The 17,657-nt window shown below is 70.6% G+C and carries 19 protein-coding genes; 10 read left to right on the plus strand and 9 right to left on the minus strand.

Annotation, left to right across the window (positions count from 1 at the left end; genetic code table 11):
* Positions 1 to 101 precede the first annotated feature (101 nt).
* The 4 genes from HCU62_RS04310 (at position 102) to flgM (ending at position 2,730) form a co-directional block, all read left to right on the plus strand.
* Positions 102 to 1,280 (plus strand): homocysteine biosynthesis protein, encoded by a 1,179-nt coding sequence (locus tag HCU62_RS04310; protein WP_163298378.1) that lies wholly within the window; start codon positions 102 to 104, stop codon positions 1,278 to 1,280.
* Positions 1,281 to 1,303: 23 nt separating this feature from the next.
* On the plus strand, positions 1,304 to 2,065 hold the full coding sequence (larE, locus tag HCU62_RS04315) for an ATP-dependent sacrificial sulfur transferase LarE (RefSeq protein ID WP_163298379.1): 762 nt from the start codon (positions 1,304 to 1,306) through the stop codon (positions 2,063 to 2,065).
* An 82-nt stretch (positions 2,066 to 2,147) separates the two neighbouring features.
* Positions 2,148 to 2,351, plus strand: a complete 204-nt coding sequence (locus HCU62_RS04320; protein ID WP_163298380.1) for a hypothetical protein — start codon at positions 2,148 to 2,150, stop codon at positions 2,349 to 2,351.
* Between the two features lie 76 nt (positions 2,352 to 2,427).
* Positions 2,428 to 2,730: a flagellar biosynthesis anti-sigma factor FlgM gene (flgM, locus tag HCU62_RS04325; protein WP_163298381.1), complete on the plus strand. Its 303-nt coding sequence runs from the start codon at positions 2,428 to 2,430 to the stop codon at positions 2,728 to 2,730.
* Between the two features lie 143 nt (positions 2,731 to 2,873).
* Here the strand turns inward: flgM and HCU62_RS04330 are convergent, their stop codons facing one another.
* The gene (locus HCU62_RS04330) at positions 2,874 to 3,536 is read right to left on the minus strand and encodes a class I SAM-dependent methyltransferase (protein ID WP_163298382.1); all 663 of its coding nucleotides are present in this window, start codon (positions 3,534 to 3,536) and stop codon (positions 2,874 to 2,876) included.
* An 88-nt stretch (positions 3,537 to 3,624) separates the two neighbouring features.
* Positions 3,625 to 4,692 (minus strand): Mrp/NBP35 family ATP-binding protein, encoded by a 1,068-nt coding sequence (locus HCU62_RS04335; RefSeq protein WP_163298383.1) that lies wholly within the window; start codon positions 4,690 to 4,692, stop codon positions 3,625 to 3,627.
* Positions 4,693 to 4,925: 233 nt separating this feature from the next.
* On the opposite strand from HCU62_RS04335, the gene HCU62_RS04340 reads away from it, so the two are divergent.
* The 4 genes from HCU62_RS04340 (at position 4,926) to aat (ending at position 9,324) form a co-directional block, all read left to right on the plus strand.
* Positions 4,926 to 5,741: a TlyA family RNA methyltransferase gene (locus tag HCU62_RS04340; RefSeq protein WP_163298384.1), complete on the plus strand. Its 816-nt coding sequence runs from the start codon at positions 4,926 to 4,928 to the stop codon at positions 5,739 to 5,741.
* A 142-nt stretch (positions 5,742 to 5,883) separates the two neighbouring features.
* Positions 5,884 to 6,198 (plus strand): ATP-dependent Clp protease adapter ClpS, encoded by a 315-nt coding sequence (clpS, locus tag HCU62_RS04345; RefSeq protein WP_163298385.1) that lies wholly within the window; start codon positions 5,884 to 5,886, stop codon positions 6,196 to 6,198.
* A gap of 28 nt (positions 6,199 to 6,226) precedes the next feature.
* Entirely contained in the window at positions 6,227 to 8,500 is a 2,274-nt protein-coding gene (gene clpA, locus HCU62_RS04350) for an ATP-dependent Clp protease ATP-binding subunit ClpA (RefSeq protein ID WP_169755457.1), read from the plus strand.
* A gap of 71 nt (positions 8,501 to 8,571) precedes the next feature.
* The gene (aat, locus tag HCU62_RS04355; protein ID WP_163298698.1) at positions 8,572 to 9,324 is read left to right on the plus strand and encodes a leucyl/phenylalanyl-tRNA--protein transferase; all 753 of its coding nucleotides are present in this window, start codon (positions 8,572 to 8,574) and stop codon (positions 9,322 to 9,324) included.
* Positions 9,325 to 9,352: 28 nt separating this feature from the next.
* Here aat and HCU62_RS04360 read toward each other — a convergent pair whose 3' ends face one another.
* The 3 genes from HCU62_RS04360 to HCU62_RS04370 all read right to left on the minus strand — a co-directional run bounded on the left by HCU62_RS04360 (position 9,353) and on the right by HCU62_RS04370 (position 10,367).
* Positions 9,353 to 9,775: a hypothetical protein gene (locus tag HCU62_RS04360; protein WP_163298699.1), complete on the minus strand. Its 423-nt coding sequence runs from the start codon at positions 9,773 to 9,775 to the stop codon at positions 9,353 to 9,355.
* A 70-nt stretch (positions 9,776 to 9,845) separates the two neighbouring features.
* Positions 9,846 to 10,088 carry a hypothetical protein gene (locus HCU62_RS04365; RefSeq protein ID WP_163298700.1) on the minus strand — a complete coding sequence of 81 codons (243 nt, stop codon included), beginning with the start codon at positions 10,086 to 10,088 and terminating at the stop codon, positions 9,846 to 9,848.
* A gap of 15 nt (positions 10,089 to 10,103) precedes the next feature.
* The gene (locus HCU62_RS04370; RefSeq protein WP_163298701.1) at positions 10,104 to 10,367 is read right to left on the minus strand and encodes an FtsB family cell division protein; all 264 of its coding nucleotides are present in this window, start codon (positions 10,365 to 10,367) and stop codon (positions 10,104 to 10,106) included.
* Positions 10,368 to 10,668: 301 nt separating this feature from the next.
* Between HCU62_RS04370 and HCU62_RS04375 the strand changes: the two genes are divergently transcribed.
* Positions 10,669 to 11,745, plus strand: a complete 1,077-nt coding sequence (locus HCU62_RS04375; RefSeq protein WP_163298702.1) for a nucleoside recognition domain-containing protein — start codon at positions 10,669 to 10,671, stop codon at positions 11,743 to 11,745.
* A gap of 44 nt (positions 11,746 to 11,789) precedes the next feature.
* Positions 11,790 to 14,798, plus strand: a complete 3,009-nt coding sequence (locus HCU62_RS04380) for a ChaN family lipoprotein (RefSeq protein ID WP_163298703.1) — start codon at positions 11,790 to 11,792, stop codon at positions 14,796 to 14,798.
* A gap of 53 nt (positions 14,799 to 14,851) precedes the next feature.
* Here the strand turns inward: HCU62_RS04380 and HCU62_RS04385 are convergent, their stop codons facing one another.
* The 4 genes from HCU62_RS04385 to fliD are packed head-to-tail and all read right to left on the minus strand — an operon-like array spanning position 14,852 to position 17,595.
* Entirely contained in the window at positions 14,852 to 15,220 is a 369-nt protein-coding gene (locus tag HCU62_RS04385; protein ID WP_163298704.1) for a flagellar protein FlaG, read from the minus strand.
* Between the two features lie 24 nt (positions 15,221 to 15,244).
* Positions 15,245 to 15,685 (minus strand): hypothetical protein, encoded by a 441-nt coding sequence (locus HCU62_RS04390; protein WP_169755458.1) that lies wholly within the window; start codon positions 15,683 to 15,685, stop codon positions 15,245 to 15,247.
* Positions 15,682 to 16,185, minus strand: coding sequence for a flagellar export chaperone FliS (gene fliS / locus HCU62_RS04395; RefSeq protein ID WP_163298706.1), 504 nt, complete (start codon positions 16,183 to 16,185; stop codon positions 15,682 to 15,684). The genes HCU62_RS04390 and fliS overlap by 4 nt, the downstream gene beginning before the upstream one ends.
* A gap of 42 nt (positions 16,186 to 16,227) precedes the next feature.
* On the minus strand, positions 16,228 to 17,595 hold the full coding sequence (fliD, locus tag HCU62_RS04400; RefSeq protein ID WP_163298707.1) for a flagellar filament capping protein FliD: 1,368 nt from the start codon (positions 17,593 to 17,595) through the stop codon (positions 16,228 to 16,230).
* Positions 17,596 to 17,657 lie beyond the last annotated feature (62 nt).

Genomic DNA, 17,657 nt, shown 5'->3' on the forward strand with positions numbered 1-17,657 from the left:
ACTTCCGAGGAAATGGAAGCGACGGGGCCGCCGCGGGACGCGGATCTCGTTGCGATGCCGCGGCCGCCGGCGGGCCGGCCGGAGGGGGCCGGGATACGGACATGACCACCGCCCACCAGGTCAACAAGACCTACCAGGAGATCAACGAGAAGATCCGCGCCGGCCAGGCGGTGGTGGTCACCGCCGACGAGATGGTGGACATCGTCCGGAAGAAGGGCGAGGTCAAGGCCGCCCGGGAGGTGGACGTGGTCACCACCGGGACCTTCTCGCCCATGTGCTCCTCCGGGGCCTTCATCAACTTCGGCCACAGCGTGCCCGGCATCAAGGCCAGCCAGGTCTGGCTGAACGGGGTTCCGGCCTACGCCGGGCTGGCCGCGGTGGACATCTACATCGGGGCCACGGAGCCCCGATCGGACGACCCGCTCAACAAGGTCTACCCCGGGGAGTTCCTCTACGGGGGCGGCCACGTCATCCAGGACTTGGTGGCGGGGCGGCCGGTGCAGCTCACGGCCGTGGCCTACGGGACCCATTGTTATCCCAACAAGGGCATCGACAAGAAGGTGACCCTGGCGGACCTTCCCTTCGCCCAGTTGTGCAACCCGAGGAACGCCTACCAGAACTACAACTGCGCGGTCAACGTGACGGGCCGGACCATCTACACCTACATGGGCATGCTCCGGCCCCGCCTCGGCAACGCCAACTACTGTACGTCGGGCCAGCTCAGCCCCCTCTTCAACGATCCCTACTACCAGACCATCGGCATCGGGACCCGGATCTTCCTCGGCGGGGGCACGGGGTACGTGGTCTGCGCCGGCACCCAGCACCGGCCGGACGTCCCGCGCACGGAACGGGGGGTCCCCACCCGGCCTGCGGGCACCCTCATGGTGGCCGGGGACCTCAAACAGATGCACCCGAGGTGGCTCGTGGGGGTGAGCATCCTGGGCTACGGGTGCTCCCTCGCGGTGGGGCTCGGGGTCCCCATCCCGGTCTTGAACGAGGAGATCGCCTTTCGGACCGGCGTCTCCGACGAGGAAATCGTGACCCAGGTGGTGGACTACGGCCACGACTATCCCAATGGAAAGGGGCGGAGCCTCGGGGAGGTCACCTACGCGCAGCTCCGCTCCGGCACCATCGACGTGGGAGGGGTCACGGTGCCCACGGCCCCGCTCTCGAGCCTCGTTCGGGCCCGGGAGATCGCCGACATCCTGAAGCGCTGGATCGCCGCCGGCCGGTTCACCCTGACCGAGCCCGCCGAGACGCTGCCCTCCGTGACACCTTGACGGCGGCGGGACGAGGGCAGGGGGTGGAGGCGGCCCTCCGCCGGCTCGAGGGCGGGGCGGCCGTGGCCCTTTCCGGGGGCGTCGACAGCACCCTTCTCCTCCACCTGGCCCGGCGCCACGTGCCGGGGCGGGTGGCGGCCTTCCACCTGGTGACCTCCCTCCAGCCCGCCACCGAGCGGCGGTGGGCCGCCGTGGTGGCCCAACGCCTGGGGGCCGAACTCCACTTCCTGCATCTCGATCCCCTCTCCGTGGCGGACGTGCGGGCCAACGGCCCCCGGCGTTGCTATCACTGCAAGCGCCTCCTCTACGGGGCCGTCCGGGAGCAGGCCGCCGCCGCCGGCCTGGCCCACGTCCTGGACGGCTCCAACGCCGACGACCTCGACGACGACCGGCCGGGGCTGGCGGCCCTGGCGGAGCTCGGGGTCCTGCACCCGCTGGCGGAGGCCGGCATGGGGAAGGGGGAGATCCGCCGACTGGCCCGAGAGGCGGGCCTTCCCGGGTGGAACCGGCCGGCCCAATCCTGCCTGGCCACCCGCATCCAGGTGGGCCAGCCCCTGGCGCCGGAGCGGATGACCCTGGTGGAGCGGGGGGAGGGCGTGCTCCGCCGCTTCGGGGTGGCGCCGGTCCGGCTCCGCTGGGGACCGGCGGGTTTCACCCTGCAGGTCCCGCCGGACTATCACCCGAGGCTCCGGGATCCCGCCCTTTGGGGTCTGCTCCGCCGCGCGTTGGAGGCGGCCGGTGTAGCGCCCGTGGACCTCGACCCCCGTCCCCGTCCCTCCCCGTGAAGGATGGAAGACCCGGGCGTCCCGTATTCAAGTTTTCCCGCCCGCGTGCCGATGACGACAACAAAAGACGGGAAATGACCAGATGAACGTCGGGCTTTACAGCATCCAAAACGTGCTCGAAGCCTATGGACAAAGGGTCGGCCGCTCCAACCGCCGGCTGCTGGAGCCCCTCATCCAGGAGAAACCCGTCCTGGGCACCCGGGACAAGGTCACCATCTCCGAGGAGGCGCGGCAGCGGCTGGCCGCCGGAGGCGGCGGGCCGAGAAAGGCGGCGGGGCGCACTTGACAATCCGGGCCCCGGCCACCAACGTGAGGGATGATCACCCGGCGGCTGTGCAGGCCGCCCACGACGGGAGACGGACATGAAGATCGAGGATCTCACCCAGCGACTCCAGATCGATGCCTACGTGAACAACGTCGAGGGGCCGCAGCAGAACCGGCAGCAGGACGTCCAGCAGCGCCAGGACGCCGCTCCCGACCGCGTGGAGTTCTCCACCGGGTCCCGGCTCATGCAGCGCGTGGCCGATGTCATGAAGGTCGAGGAGCCCGGCCGCGCCGAGATGGTCGAGGCGCTCAAGCAGCAGGTCCAGCAGGGCACCTACGCGGCGGAGCCCGGCGGGGTGGCCGACGCCATGATGCGGGACCTGCTCAAGGAACTCGGCTGACTCCCCACCCAGTCCAGTCATGCAAGCCCGGGAAGGCCGGCGGCATCCGCCGGCCTTCTCTTTTGTCCCATCCAAAAAGTCCCATAAGATATATTATGTAAAGTTAAGGATGGAAAAAAGAGCGCGTCGCCGGCCGGGTGTCGTCACGGGGCCGCCTCGGCCAGGACGGCCAGGAAGCAGCACCCCGCCACCACCCCTTCCAGGGGGGCGCCGGCCCCGCCCGCCTCCTCTCCCGGGAGGGCCGAGACCCACCTGAGGGGGCGGAACCCGTGCCGTGCGAGGAGGCGATCGATCTCGCCGGGGTCCAGGGGGCGGGCGAACCGGTAGAGCGGATGGCCGGCCGTCCCTTTTTCCGCGACCCGGGCGCCCAGGGGGGAGTCCCTTCGGATGATCCCCAAAACCAGGCGCCCTCCGGGTGACAAGACCCGCCGCGCCTCCCCGAGGGCCCGGCCGGGATCGTCCATGAAACAGAGGCTGAAGAGGAAGCAGGCCGTCCGGAAGGTCCCGTCCCGAAACGGCAGCCGCTCCGCCAGGGCCTGCACCGCGGCGACCCCCCTCTCCCGGGCCAGCCGGAGCATCCCGCCGGCCGCGTCCACCACCACCGGGATGCCCAGCGCCGCCGCAAAGCGCCCCGTCCCGCCGCCGATCTCCACGGCCGGGGGCCGGAGCTCGCCGAGCTCCCGAACGGCCGCCAGCTCCGCGGCGAAGAGCGGGTTCCCGTCGTACCAGCGGTCGTATTCGCCGGCCGCCGCATCGAAGGCGCGGGCCGCCCCGCCCTCGGATCGGCCTGGTGGATGCGGTTTCATGGCCGGCTTACTCCTCGCCACGCGGAAGACTTTTTACGAGACCATCATGATATGGTTTAGTATTGAGACATAACTAAGCCAAAAAATGTTATTGTTCTTTTTCGCCGACGGCCGGGAGGACCGACAGGAGCCGTTCGGCGACCTCGTCGAAGGCCCGGGCGGCCTCGCTTCCCTCGTCGAGCACCGCCGGGCGGCCGGCATCCCCGGCCTCGCGGATCGCCGGGTCGAGGGGGATTTTGCCCAGCAGCGGCACCTTGAAGGCCTTGGCCAACTTCTCTCCGCCGCCGCTGCCGAAGACCTCCATGACCTGGTCGGAACCGGGCACGCGGAGGAAGGACATGTTTTCCACCACGCCCAGGACCGGCACCTCCTTGGCGCGGAAGAGCCCGAAGGCCCTCCGGACGTCCGAGAGCGCCACCTTCTGCGGGGTGGTGACCATGACCACCCCCGCCATGGGAATGGACTGGACCAGGGTGAGCGGGGCGTCCCCCGTCCCCGGCGGAAGATCCACCACGAGGAAGTCCAGCTCCCCCCAGCGCACCCGCCCGAAGAACTCCTTGACGGCCTTGTTGACCAGGGCCCCGCGCCAGATGATGGGGACCCCCTCGCCGGCCAGCATCCCCGTGGACATGACCTTGAGGCCGTGGCGTTCCACCGGGAGCAGCATGCCCCCGCTCCCCAGCGGCCGTTCCGTGATGCCCAGCATGAGCGGAATGTCCGGGCCGTGGAGGTCCGCGTCGAGGATGCCCACCCGGTGGCCCTTGCGGGCGAGCGCCAGGGAGAGATTCACGGTGACGGTGGTCTTGCCGACACCCCCCTTCCCGCTGGCCACCGCCAGGACACGGCGGACCGCCTTCATCCCTTCCATCTCCGAGGGTTCCCGGCCGAAGAGCCGGGCGCGTTCCTCGGAGGTCATGGCGGTGAGCACCACCTCCACGTGTTCCACGCCCTCCAGGCCCCGGACGGCCCGCTCCACGTCGTCCCGGATGGTGGTCTTCATGGGGCAGGCGGCCATGGTGAGGGCCACGGTGACCCGGACCGCCGGCCCGGCCACCTCCACGTCGCGAATCATGCCGAGTTCCACGAGCCCCTTGCCGAGCTCGGGATCCTTGACGTCCTTCAGGCGGTCGAGGACCGCTTCCTTGGTGAGGGTCATGACGGGAACTCCCCGGGCGGTGTCAACGGAAACCGCCCTTTTCTTCATCTGCCGCGGTTGTGGGGCCGGTGCCCCCCGACCCCATGCGTTTGTGACGTCATCTTGGTAAAATAGGCGTGCTCCGGCAGGCTGCTTGAAAGCGCCCCGGTGCCGATGCCGGACCTGTGAGCGTTCAGACTTTACCCCGTCTCGGTGGTCCTGCAAGCGCCGGGTGCGAATCGCTTCTACGGTCCATGACATCGCCTTCCACGAAACCGCACAGGGTCCGGCTCGACGCCCGGCTCGTCTCTCTGGGGCTGGCCCCCTCCCGCCAGCGGGCCCAGGCCCTCATCGGGGCCGGGAAGGTCCGAGTGGACGGCCGGCCCGTGGACAAGGCCGGGCGCCTCGTCCCCCTGGCGGCCCGGGTGGAGGTGGCGGGCCCGGACCATCCCTTCGTCAGCCGAGGGGGGCTCAAGCTCGCCCATGCCCTGGATACCTTCGGGATCGAGGTCCGCGGGCTTTCCTGCCTCGACGTCGGTGCCTCCACGGGGGGGTTCACCGATTGCCTCCTCCAGAGGGGGGCCCGGCACGTCATCGCCGTGGACGTGGGCTACGGCCAGCTTGCCTGGCGCCTTCGGCAGTCGCCCCGGGTGACGGTGCTCGAACGGACCAACATCCGGCACCTCGCGCCCGGCGCCCTCGGGCAGCCCGTGGATCTCGCCGTGGTGGACACGTCCTTCATCTCGCTGCGGTTGGTGATTCCGGCCGTGCTGCCCCACCTCGGCCCCGGCGGGCGGATCGTCGCCCTGGTGAAGCCCCAGTTCGAGGTGGGGCGGGCGCACGTGGGCAAGGGGGGCGTCGTCCGGGACGAGGCCGCCCTGGCGGCCACCCTGGAGGACCTGGTCCGGTTCTTCAACCGGTCCCTCTCCCTCTCCGTCCGGGGGCCCGTCCCCTCCCCCATCCGGGGTGCCAAGGGCAACCGGGAGTTCCTGGTGGCGCTGGCGCCCCCGGAGGCGACCGCCGGGGCCGCCCTTGAGGGCGGCGGCGAGGAGACTTATCGTTCCTCGTGAATACGGCAAAGGCCGGATGGCAACCGGACGGCCGCCGGAGTTTCCGGGCCTTCTATCCGGGCGGGCGTCCGAGGGCGCTCTGGCCCGGCGGCGTGCCGTGCCCGGTGCCATCCCATCCAGATTCGACAGGTGAGGATCCGCCATGAGTTGGAAGGCGCCGGACGGCGACACGGAACTGCTCTCCCGGGAACGGGAGCAAGTGGAGGAGCCTCCCGAATACAAGGTTTTGCTCCATAATGACGATTATACGACCATGGACTTCGTGGTGGAGATCCTCAGGGACGTCTTCCACAAGTCCACCGAGGAGGCGACCCGCATCATGCTGAACGTCCACCACCAGGGCGTCGGGGTCTGCGGGATCTACACCGCCGAGATCGCGGAAACCAAGGTGGCCACGGTCCACGACCGGGCCAGGAAAGCGGGCTTCCCCCTCATGGCCAGCATGGAGCAGGTCTGAGACGCCGGGAGACCCGCGGGGGTCGATCATGATCAGCAAGGAAGTGGAACATACCCTCACGGCCGCGGCGCGTGAGGCACACCTGCGCCACCACGAATACCTGTCGCTGGAGCACCTCCTCTTCGCCCTGGTGCAGAGCGAGAAGGGGGCCCAGGCGCTCCGGGCCTGCGGGGGGGATCCCGCCGTCCTCAAGGCGGAACTCGAGATCTTCTTCCAGCGGCACATGGAGCGGTCCCCCGGGGACGAGCCCCACCCGCCCCAGCCCACCGTGGCCCTCCAGCGGGTCCTCCACCGGGCCATCATGCACGTCCAGTCGGCGGGAAAGTCCGAGGCCGACATCGGGGACCTCATGGCCGCCCTCATGGCCGAGGAGGAATCCCACGCGGTGCGCCTGCTGGCCCGACAGGGCATCACCCGGCTGGACATCCTCCAGTACATCTCCCACGGGGTCACCAAGGTGCCCCTGGCCACCGAGCACCGGGAGGCCTGCCCGGGCTGCGGCCCCGGCGGCCGGGAGGCCCCGGCGTCGGCGCCGGGGACGGCCCTCGAGGCCTTCACCGTGAACCTCAGCCGGCGGGCCGCCGAGGGGCGCATCGACCCCCTGGTGGGCCGGCGGGCGGAACTCGAGCGCACGCTCCAGGTGCTGACCCGGCGCCGCAAGAACAACCCCATCTACGTCGGGGAGCCGGGTGTGGGCAAGACCGCCCTGGCCGAGGGGCTGGCGCTCCGCATCCACCAGGGCGACGTCCCGCCCCTCCTGGCCGACGCGGAGATCTACGCCCTGGACATGGGGGCCCTCCTGGCCGGCACCAAGTACCGCGGCGAGTTCGAGGCCCGGCTGAAGGAGGTCATCGCCCAGCTCAGGGAGCGGCCCGGGGCCATCCTGTTCATCGACGAGATCCACACCATCGTGGGGGCCGGCGCCACCAGCGGCGGCTCCATGGACGCCTCCAACATCCTCAAGCCCGCCCTGGCCGGCGGCGAGATCCGCTGCATCGGCTCCACCACCTACGAGGAGTACCGGAAGTTCTTCGAGAAGGACCGCGCCCTCTCCCGGCGCTTCCAGAAGATCGAACTCCAGGAGCCCTCCGTGGACGAGACCGTGCGGATCCTCAAGGGCCTCAAGAAGCGCTACGAGGACCACCACCGGGTCCGCTACACCGAGGGGGCCGTGAAGGCCTGCGCGGAGCTCTCCGCGCGCCACATCACCGATCGGCACCTGCCCGACAAGGCCATCGACGTCATGGACGAGGCCGCCGCCGCCAAGCGCCTTGCCGCTCCGGCGGGCCGGGGGGGGCGCCCCCTCTCGGTCACCGTGAAGGACGTGGAACGCGTGGTGGCCCGCATGGCCCGGATCCCGGAGCGCTCCGTCAGCCACTCCGACCGCGCCGCCCTGGAGCACCTGCCGGATCGACTGAAGGAACAGGTCTTCGGGCAGGACCACGCCGTGGACCTCGTGGCGCGGGCCATCAAGCGTTCCCGGGCGGGGCTCGGGCAGCCGGATCACCCCATCGGCTCCTTCCTCTTCACCGGCCCCACCGGTGTGGGAAAGACGGAGTTGGCCCGGAGCCTGGCCGGCGTCCTCGGGATCCACTTCGAGCGCTTCGACATGAGCGAGTACATGGAGAAGCACGCGGTGGCCCGCCTCATCGGCGCGCCGCCCGGTTACGTGGGCTTCGACCAGGGCGGCCTCCTCACCGACGCCGTCCGGAAGCATCCCCACTGCGTCCTCCTCCTGGACGAGATCGAGAAGGCCCACCCGGACATCTTCGCCATCCTGCTCCAGGTGATGGACTACGCCACCCTGACCGACAACAACGGGAAGCAGGCGGACTTCCGCCACGTGGTCCTCATCATGACATCCAACGCCGGCGCCCGGGACATGACCGCCCGGACCATCGGCTTCGGGACCCCCACCGGGGACGACTCTGCCAAGAAGGGACAGGATGCGGTGGAACGGCTCTTCAGCCCCGAGTTCCGGAACCGGCTGGACGCCGTGGTCCCCTTCCGTCCCCTCACCGGCGAGGTGGTGGAACGCATCGTGGACAAGTTCATCCGGGAGCTGGCAGGACAGCTGGCCGGCCGCAAGGTGCGCCTCTCGCTCACCCCGAAGGCCCGTTCCGCCCTGGCCCGCCAGGGCTACGATCCCCGGTACGGGGCCCGGCCGCTGGCCCGGATCATCCAGGAAAGAGTCAAGGACCCCCTCTCCGACGCCATCCTCTTCGGCGAACTCCGCAGGGGTGGCCAAGTGGTGATCGATCTGGACGAGGCGGGCGAGCTGACCCTCCAGGCCGGCCACTGATGCGGGCGCCGCGGGAATGCGCCGCGCCCGGCCGCCCTCCGTGGGGGCCTTAGCGCGCGGCTCCGGAACCGATGACGGTCTACCTCCTGGACGAACTCAACGTCTTTCCCTCCCCGGACTGGGCCCGGGACGACGGGCTCCTCGCCGTCGGGGGTGACCTCAGCCTTCCCCGCCTGGTCGCGGCCTACCGCCAAGGGATCTTCCCTTGGTACAACCCCGGCGAACCCATCCTCTGGTGGTCGCCGGATCCACGCCTGGTCCTCTTCCCGGGGAAGCTCCACGTCTCCCGCCGGCTCAAGCGCATCCTCCGCCGGCGGGAGTTCGATGTGACCTTCGACCACACCTTCGGTCAGGTCATCGGGATGTGCGCCGAGGTCCGCCGGTCCAGGGGCGAGGGGACCTGGCTCACCGAGGAGATGATCTCGGCCTACACCGCCCTGCACCGGCGGGGTATCGCTCACTCCGTGGAGGTCTGGCGCGAGGGACGGCTGGCGGGCGGGCTCTACGGGGTGGCCCTGGGCCGGATCTTCTTCGGCGAATCCATGTTTTCCCTGGTCTCCAACGCCTCGAAGGTGGCCTTCACCGCCCTGGCCCGGCAGCTCGAGCAGTGGCGCTTCTTCCTCCTCGACTGCCAGGTCGCCACCCCGCACCTCCGGCAGTTCGGCACGGAGGAGATCCCCAGGGCCCTCTTCTGCGCCTACCTCCGGGAGGGCGTGGACGCCGCCAGCCTCGCCCCGGCGGGCGGGTGGCATCGCGTGAAGGTGGAAACGGATCGGCTGGTGAAGGCGGGCGGGCGGCCCGATCCCGGCCGCTGCGCGGCCTGAACCGGCCTCCGGGGACGGCTCGGCAGCCTCAGGCCGTCTCGCCGGCCTCGGGTGCGGCCCCCAGGCAGAGGTCGTGGACGGTCCGGAACGATCGGCCTGCCAGGGAAAACAAGGCCTCGATGCCGCTTCTCCCGCCGGGGGGCTCCCCGGCCCCGGCGCCCTCCTCTCCCGCCGCCAGGCGGCACAGGTCGCGCGCCAGCGCCGTCGCCTCCTCCCGCGTCGAGGTCACCCGGGCGCAGACCCGGGCCAGCACCCCGGGGTCGGCCAGGCCGTCCGGGGCCGGAAGCTCGGCGTCCGTGGCGGCGGCCACGGCCTTGGCCAAGGAATGGGCCAGGTCGCGGAGGCGCCGGCAGGCGAGGCCGGGATCGTCGTCCTGGATGGCCGCCTCGGCCTCCTGGAGCTGGAGGCGGGCGTACTTGAGGAAGGTGCGGCCGCGGATCAGGGAAGTCATCGGGCTGGCGAGGCGCGGTGTCTCACGCGCCCTTCTCTCTCGATGGCGGGGGCAAAGGGGACCACGGGGATCAGGGATCCGTCGCCTTCTTCTCGACCGACACGGCCGCCCCGGCCGCCTCAACGGCGCCGCCCATCTGCTTGTAGAGGCGCCGGGTCAGCACCTCGTCGGCCACCTCGCAGAGTTCGAAAAGCGTCTCCACCAGGTCGAGCATCTCGGCCTGCCCGTCCGGGGTCCGGAAGCCGAAATCCTCCTCCCAGCGGCCGTCGGCGAGGTAGTCCTTGAATTCCAGGAGATCGCGGTGACGCAGCATGGCGGCGGGAAGCGACTAGCGGCCTTCGGGAAACCGGAAGAGGATCTCCCCGTCCTTCACCCAGCCGAGGATCCGCCGCACGGCCCGCTCCTGGTAGCCGGCATCCCCTTCCAGGCGGGAGATCTCGCCGCGAAGCGAATCCCGTTCCTGCCGGAGGGCGGCCACCCGGGCCTGGAGCCAGTGGCGGCTGTGCGCGAGGTGGCGCAGCTTCCAGAGCCCGAAGGGCCCTGCGACGTCCCAGGCGGCCACGAGGAGCAGCAGCCCGCCGAGCAGCCACAAGGAGGGGCGTCGATCTTTCGATGGATGCGGATACCGCCTGGCTGTCGAAGAAGGTCCCTTGATCGTCACCGCGTCCTCTCCCGTCTTTCCCGCCTGGTTTCTCAACCGATCTTAATGGGATGTCTCACCTGAAGTCAAGCCGAAGTCTCAAGGAGACTGAATCCGTGGCGGCTGGCCACGTCCAGTCGACCAGATGGCGGCCCGATCGGAGAAAACGCCCACCGTGCCGGCATCCTGCCTTACCGGAACGGTCTCGGCGCGCCTTTGCGCCCGGCCGGGGAGGCCGTTAAGGTGAACGGCCATGAGATCCTCCCGGCCCCCTTCCACCGAGCCCTACCGCCGCCTCGCGGCGGCGGCCGTCGCGGTCGCGGCCGTCGCCGGCGCCGCCTGGCTGCTGGTGCGCGCCCCCGGCGTGGATGCGGAGATGCTGCTCCGCCGCGTGGCTTGGCCCCTCGCCCGCTTGACGGGGATCATGGCCCTGACCCTGGCGGCCAGCGCCGTTCTCGAGGGGTACGGCTGGTCCGCCGCGGTGGCGAGGTTCACGGCCCCCCTCATGCGGCTCGGCAACCTCGGCCACGCCGCCGGCGAGGCCTACACCGCGGCCTTCCTCTCGGGGGTGGCGGGGAGCACCCTCCTCCAGAACGCCTATGAAGAAGGGCGTATCGGACGGCGCGAGCTGATCCTGGCGGTCCTGATGAACCACGGGCTCCCTTCCTACGTGTTGCATCTCCCCCCTACCCTGGCCGTCATCCTGCCGCTGGCGGGATCGGCCGGGCTGGTATACGTGGGGCTCACCTTCGCCGCGGCCCTGATCCGGACCTTCGGCGTGCTCCTGGCCGGCCGCCTCCTGCTGCCGCGGCCGGCGGCCGGCGGGGCGGCGCCGGCACCCGGGCAGGGGCCGGGCCACGGCCGGGGGGATCACCGCCGCGTCCGGCGTCTGCTTCACCGCTACCTCCTCCACCGGCTCCGCCGCATCACCCTCTACACGGTGCCCATCTACATGCTGGTGGTGGCGGCGCAGCAGTGGGGGGTCTTCCGGTGGCTGCAGGCGGCGGCGGCCCGGCACTTCACCGCCGGCCTCATCCCCGTGGAGGGGGTGTCCGTGGTGGTCTTCTCCGTGGTGGCGGAGTTCGCCGCCGGGGCCGCGGCCGCCGGGGCCATGCTCCGCGAGGGGATCCTCACCCGCCCGGAGACCGTCCTTGCCCTGCTGCTCGGCAACGTCATCGCCACGCCGCTTCGTGCCCTGCGTCACCAGCTGGCCCACTACCTCGGGGTCTTCAGGCCCGGCCGCGGCATCTTCCTCCTGGCCCTGGGCCAGGCCATCCGGGTGGCCAGCGTCCTCGCCGTGGGGCTGGCCTATTACCTTGCGACTCGATAAGCTGGCACAAGGTGTTTTCTCCGGCTGCCCGAAAGGAAAACGGCATGCGCACCTCCCGACCGAATCCCTCCTGGACCTTCCTCTTGCTCTTGCTGGCCATGCCCTGGGGAGGACCGTCCGCCCGTGCCGCCGAGCTCCCCCACGTGAGCCTGGAGGTACGGCTCCATCCCGGGGAGGCGCCCCCCGTCTCCGGGCGCGTCGATATCCGGATCCCCCCGGGCCGCCAGGTTCGGGTGGACACCGCCGGGCTTCGCCTCGGCCGCGTCCTCCTGGACGGCCGCCCCGTCCGGCCGCGGCTGGACGGCGGGGTCTTCCGGGTGCGGGCCGGCCGGGAGGACGGCCGGCTTCTCGTGACCTTCGAGGTCCCCGCGGCGGCGCTGGCGGATCCCGGCGGCCGGGACGGCATGGTCCTCCTCGGGGGCTGGTTCCCCCGCCTCCTCGACCGGGCGTGCTACCGCCTGTCCGTGGAGGTGCCGCCGGGGTTCGCGGCGGTCTCCGAGGCGGACGAGGTGGCGGAGCTGGAGGCCGACGGGCGGCGCCTGTTCCGTTTCGCCTTCCCCCACCCGCGCCGGGACGTCTCCCTGGTGGCCGGGCCCTACGTGGTGTCCAGGGACAAGGAGGGAGCGGTGGACGTGGCCTGCTATTTCTTCCCGGAAGACCGGGACCTGGCCCCCCGCTACCTGGCCAAGGCCCGCGAGGCCATCCGTTCCTATGTGGAACGCTTCGGCCCCTACCCGTACGGCCGCTTCGCCGTGGTGGAGAACCGGCGCCCGACCGGCTACGGTCTCCCCTCCTACACCTTGCTCGGCCAGGCGGTGGTCCGCCTTCCCTTCATCCCGGACACCTCCCTCCGGCACGAGATCGTCCACCAGTGGTTCGGCAACGGGGTCGGCGTCCGGGACGGCGGCGGCAACTGGTGCGAAGGGCTGGCCACCTACCTGGCCGATCACCAGGCGGCGGCGGAGAAGGGTGAAGGGGCCGCGTACCGGCACCGGCTGCTCATCGACTACGAAAGTTACGTGCACCCGCCCGCCCTTTCCCTCGCGGACTTTCGGGAGGGAAAGGATCGTGCCGCCCGGGCCGTGGGCTACGGCAAGGGCGCCATGGTGTTCCACATGCTCCGGCGTCTCGTCGGCGACGAGGCCTTCAACCGGGGGCTCCGCCGGCTGGCGGAAAAGTACCGTTTCCGGGAGGCGGGATGGGAAGACCTGGAGGCCGTCTTCGAGGAGGCGGCCGGCCGCGACCTGGGTCCCTTCTGGCGCCGGTGGATCCGGGGTCATGACCTGCCGCGCCTGGTCCTCTCCCCCCCGGAGGTCCGAAAGACCGAGGGAGGCCGCTACCGGGTGACCGCCCGTCTTCGCCAAGAGACCGGGAGGGAGCCTCCCTACGAGATCTCCGTCCCGGTCCGGCTCGAGACCGGGGACGGGGTGATCGAGCGTACCGTTCGGTTGGCCGGGGACGAAGCCGACATCGACCTGACGGCCGAATCGCCGCCTACCGCCCTGGTGGTGGATCCCGAGTGCGACGTCGCCCGGCACCTGTCACCCGCCGAGATCCCGCCGGTGCTTTCCCGCCTCTTCGGGGCACGACGGCGGATGGTCGTCTCCGACGACCCCGCCCTCGGCGCCGAGCTGGCGGCCTTCCTCGGCGGGATCGTCCCGGGCCCGGTGGCTGTGAAGGCGCCGGGGGACGTGGATCCAGGGGCCCTCCCGGGACGTTCCCTCCTGGTGACAGGCATCCCCCGGGGGGCCCTGGCGCACCGCATCCCCCTCGCCCCGGCCGGTCCAGGAGAGGTGCGGGTCACGGCCTACGCCAACCCCTCCGACGGCGCCGAGGTCCTGGTGCACCTGGCCGTCGGCGAAGGTGCCCGCCTCGACGCCCTGCTGCCGCGGCTCTCCCACTACGGCCGCTACAGCACCCTGCGGTTCCGGGACGGGCGGGTCCAGGAGAAGGAGACCCTCCCCTCGGATCGGGGGCTCCGCGCCGGCTTCGCGCCCCCGGTGACCGCCGTTCCGTCCGCCGCCATGGCGTCGCTGGACGAGATCATCGATGCCGTCTCCACCCGGCGGGTGATCTTCGTGGGGGAACGGCACGACCGGTTCGAGGATCACCTCGCCCAGGCGGCCGTGATCGAGGGCCTGGCCCGGCGGGGGCGCCCCCTGGCGGTGGGCATGGAGATGTTCCAGCAGCCCTTCCAGGCGGCCCTCGACGCCTACGTCCGCGGCGACATCGACGAACGGACCCTCCTGGAGCGAACGGAATGGTTCCGGCGGTGGGGGTTCGACTGGGTCCTCTACCGGCCCATCGTCACCTTGTGCCGCCGGATGGGCATCCCCCTGGTGGCGCTCAACGTGCCGCTGGAACTCACCAAGAAGGTCTCCAAGGGCGGCTTGGCCTCGCTGTCCGAGGCGGATCGGGCCGAGCTCCCCGAGATGGACCTCGACAACGCCGCCTACCGGCAACGCCTGCGGGAGGTCTACCGCCAGCACCCGGAATCCTTTCACCGGCCTTTCCAGAACTTCTACGAGGCCCAGGTTCTCTGGGACGAGGGCATGGCCGAGGCCATCCACCGGTACCTGTCGGGCCATCCCGGGGTCCAGATGGTGGTGATCGCGGGCGGCGGCCACGTGGCCTACGGCGACGGGATCCCCGCACGCGTTCGACGGCGGGGCGGCTACGAGACCGCGACCCTCCTGGACCCCGGCGGAGAGACGCCGAGACCCGGGATGGCGGACTTCTTCCTCTTCCCCCCGGAGGTGCCGGCGCCGTTCACGGCCAAGCTCGGTGTCATCGTGGAACGGGAACGGGGAGGAATCCGTATTCGGGAAGTGGCGCCCGGCAGCCCGGCGGCCCGGGCGGGGCTCAGGCCCGGCGACCGGATCCTGGCCCTCGACGGATATGCCGTGGCGGATCTCTCCGCCCTCAAGCTGGCCCTGGCCTTCAAGCAGGAGGGAGAGTCGGCGGTGGTTCGGGTGCGGCGGGCCCTTCGTTTCCGGCCGGACCGGGAGGAAGAGGTCACGGTGGGCCCCTTCCGCCCCGTCTCCTACCACTGAAGGGGCGGATCCCGGCCCGCCGCCGGTACGGGTTTGCCGGGCCGGGAGCGGGATCAGGCGTGCCGGTCCAGCAGGAGCCCCTTGACGATCTCCTCGAAGGTGGTCCGGAGCTTCAGGAGCTCTTCCGGCGGGATCTGGCGGAGGACCTCGTTGGTTTCGCGGTCGAGCACGCGGACCACCGGTTCTCCCGAGGCCTCGTCGATGTCGAAGGCGATCCGGGTATCCAAGACCCGGAGGTCCTGCCGGATCTGGTCCACCACCTGCCGCACCTCGTCCCCCCGCGGGGGCGCGGCGGCCCCCGTCTCTTCGGGCGCCGGGGCCACCTGCCGTGCAGGCGGTCGCTGGATTTCCCCCCCGGCCGGGTCCGGCCGTGGCAGGTTCAAGACCTGGCTCGTCGTGACGGCGTTCATGAAGACTTCCATGGTATCCTCGCTTTCGGCCCTGCCCTAGACCGCGTCCTCGAAGAACCGGGCCGCAGGCGACGGGGCCCGCCGGTACCCGTTCAGGCCGCGGCGTCCGCGGCGAAGCCGTCCCATCTCCGACCGGAGGGCCTCGCCCATCTCACGCATCCTGGACCGGAGCACCGCCTCGGCGTCCAGGACCTCCCTGAGGGCCGCCATCTCGGCGGAGAGCACGGGGGCGAGGCACCCGTCCGGGATGTCCCCCAGGCCGCCGATGACCTCGGCCTGCCGATCGAGAAGGTCCCGGAGCCGGAGGAAGAGCCGGCGGCGGAACTCTCGGAACGACGCCAGCGCCGCGTCCTCGGGCAGGCGATCCCCGGGGAAGGACGCCGACAGGTCCCGGAGCCGCCGGCAGGCGCCCCGGATCTCCTCGGCCAGTGCGTGAAGGGCCTTCATGTCCGTAGTCTCGTGCATCGTCGGTCTCATCCAAGCCCCAGGACGGCCCGGCGGAGATCGGCCCCGATGCCGGGTTCGCCGGGCCCGTAGCCTTCCCGCGGCGCCGGGCGCCGGGAGGGCTCCGGCCGGGCCGCTCCCGCGGCCTTGGCCTCGGCCTCCGGCATCACCGTCCGTTTCCAGGCGTCCCGAAGCTGTTCCACCCACCGGAAGACGTGGGCCACCCGCTCGGCGTCCGAATGGAGGTTCGCCTCGCTGAGCTGGGTGAGGAGATGGGCGTAGAGCCTGTCCAGGAAGACCACCATCTCGTCGTCGCGGTTGCGGTCCAGGGAGACGCTCAGCTCGGTGATGATGTCCACGGCCTTGCAGAGCCCCTCTCCCTTCGCCGCCACGTCGCCGTCGCGGATGGCGGCCTCGGCCTTTCGAAGCGCCCGGAGGCAGGCCTCGTAGAGCATGAGCACCAGCTTCTTCGGATCGCTCGTGGAGATGGCCTGGACCTTCCGGTAGGCGCTGTAGGGATTTGCGGGTGTCATCTTCGCTCCTGCACGTTCCTTATGTTATGCCCGGCCCGGATCTCACTTTCCGGACCAGAGGCTGTTCAGGCTCTCGAACTGCGTTGCAAGGTACGTCCCCTGGCTTTGAAGCTCCGCCATAATCTCGTCCATCTGGGCGAACTGGCGGGCCAGGGTCTCGTAACGGCGGTCCAGGCGCTCCGTGGCCTGGGCGATGTCTTCTTCCAGCCGGTCGACGGCCGACTGGACCCGGTCGATCTCGCTGGCGATGAGCCCCCCGGAGGGCTTCGTGATGTCGCGGAGGCGGTCGTTCAAGGCGACCGCCAGGCCGTCCACGTCCCCCTCGCCCACGAAGAGCTTCTTCACGTCGTCGAGGTTCGAGGCGAGGGCCGCGTCCAGGGTGGCTTCATCCACGGTCACGGTCCCGTTCCGGTTGAAGGTGAGACCGATCGCGCCGAAGCTGTCGTAGGCGCCGCCGAGGCCCTCGATGGGGGAGACCAGGGTCTGGTTGATGTCGCTCACCACGTCCCGGAAGACGCCGACGCCGTTCAAGGAGCCCCCGATCCCGGTGTCGAAGTCGTAGCCGGAATTGGCGGAGATCTCCTGCACCACGTCGTTGTAGGCGTCGACCAGGCCCATGATCTTGGACTTGACCGTATCGGTGTCCGCCGTCACGCGCACGGTGCTCGTCCCCTCTCCCTGGAGGGTGAGGGTCACGCCGGCGATGACGTCGGAGATCGTGTTGGTCCCCCGCTGGTAGGTGATCCCGTCGATGGTGACCAGGGCGTCCAGCGTACCCGCGGCCTGGACCTCGCTCAAGGTCAAGGTCGAACCGTTGGTGTCGATGGTGATGGCATTGTCCTCGCCGGTTTCGTCCGAGGTGAGGACCAGATGATAGGCCGTTCCGGACCCGGTGCCGTCGTCCATGACCGTGGCGGTGACACCGGGGTTGTCTTCGTCGTCGTTGATGGCGTCGGCCAGCTGCTGGAGCGTCATCCCCGGCGTGAGGGTGAGGGTGGTCTGCGTGCCGTCCACGGTGTAGGTGAAACTGCCCGAGGCGGTGACCACGCTGGTGGTGGCCGAGGCCACCCCCGACGACTGCCAGGAATTCCGCTTGGCGAGTCGCGAGACCGTCACGGTATGGGACCCGGCGCTCGCCGTCTCGTCGGCCGAGGCCCCGAGGACCTCCGCCTGGCTGGATGTGACGGACTTGGCGCCGAAGGTGCCCTCCAGGGTGAGCTCCAGCGCCAGGTTCTTCACCGTGAGCAACTGGCTGTTCACCTTGCGGAACTCGACGAGCTGGTCCTCGTACTGGAGCTTGCGGGTCCGCATCCCCGTGATGGGGACCTGGTCCGCGGCCTTCAGCTTGTCGAGCACGCCCTGGAGGTCGATCCCGGAACCGATGCCGAGGGAGGTGATGGTGCCGGCCATGCCGAACCTCGCTCAAGAAGGACGGGGCGGCGGCGCTTGACCGCCGCCCCGTCCGCCGTTTG

Origin of the sequence: Dissulfurirhabdus thermomarina (assembly GCF_012979235.1) — a bacterium.
GTDB lineage: Bacteria > Desulfobacterota > Dissulfuribacteria > Dissulfuribacterales > Dissulfurirhabdaceae > Dissulfurirhabdus > Dissulfurirhabdus thermomarina.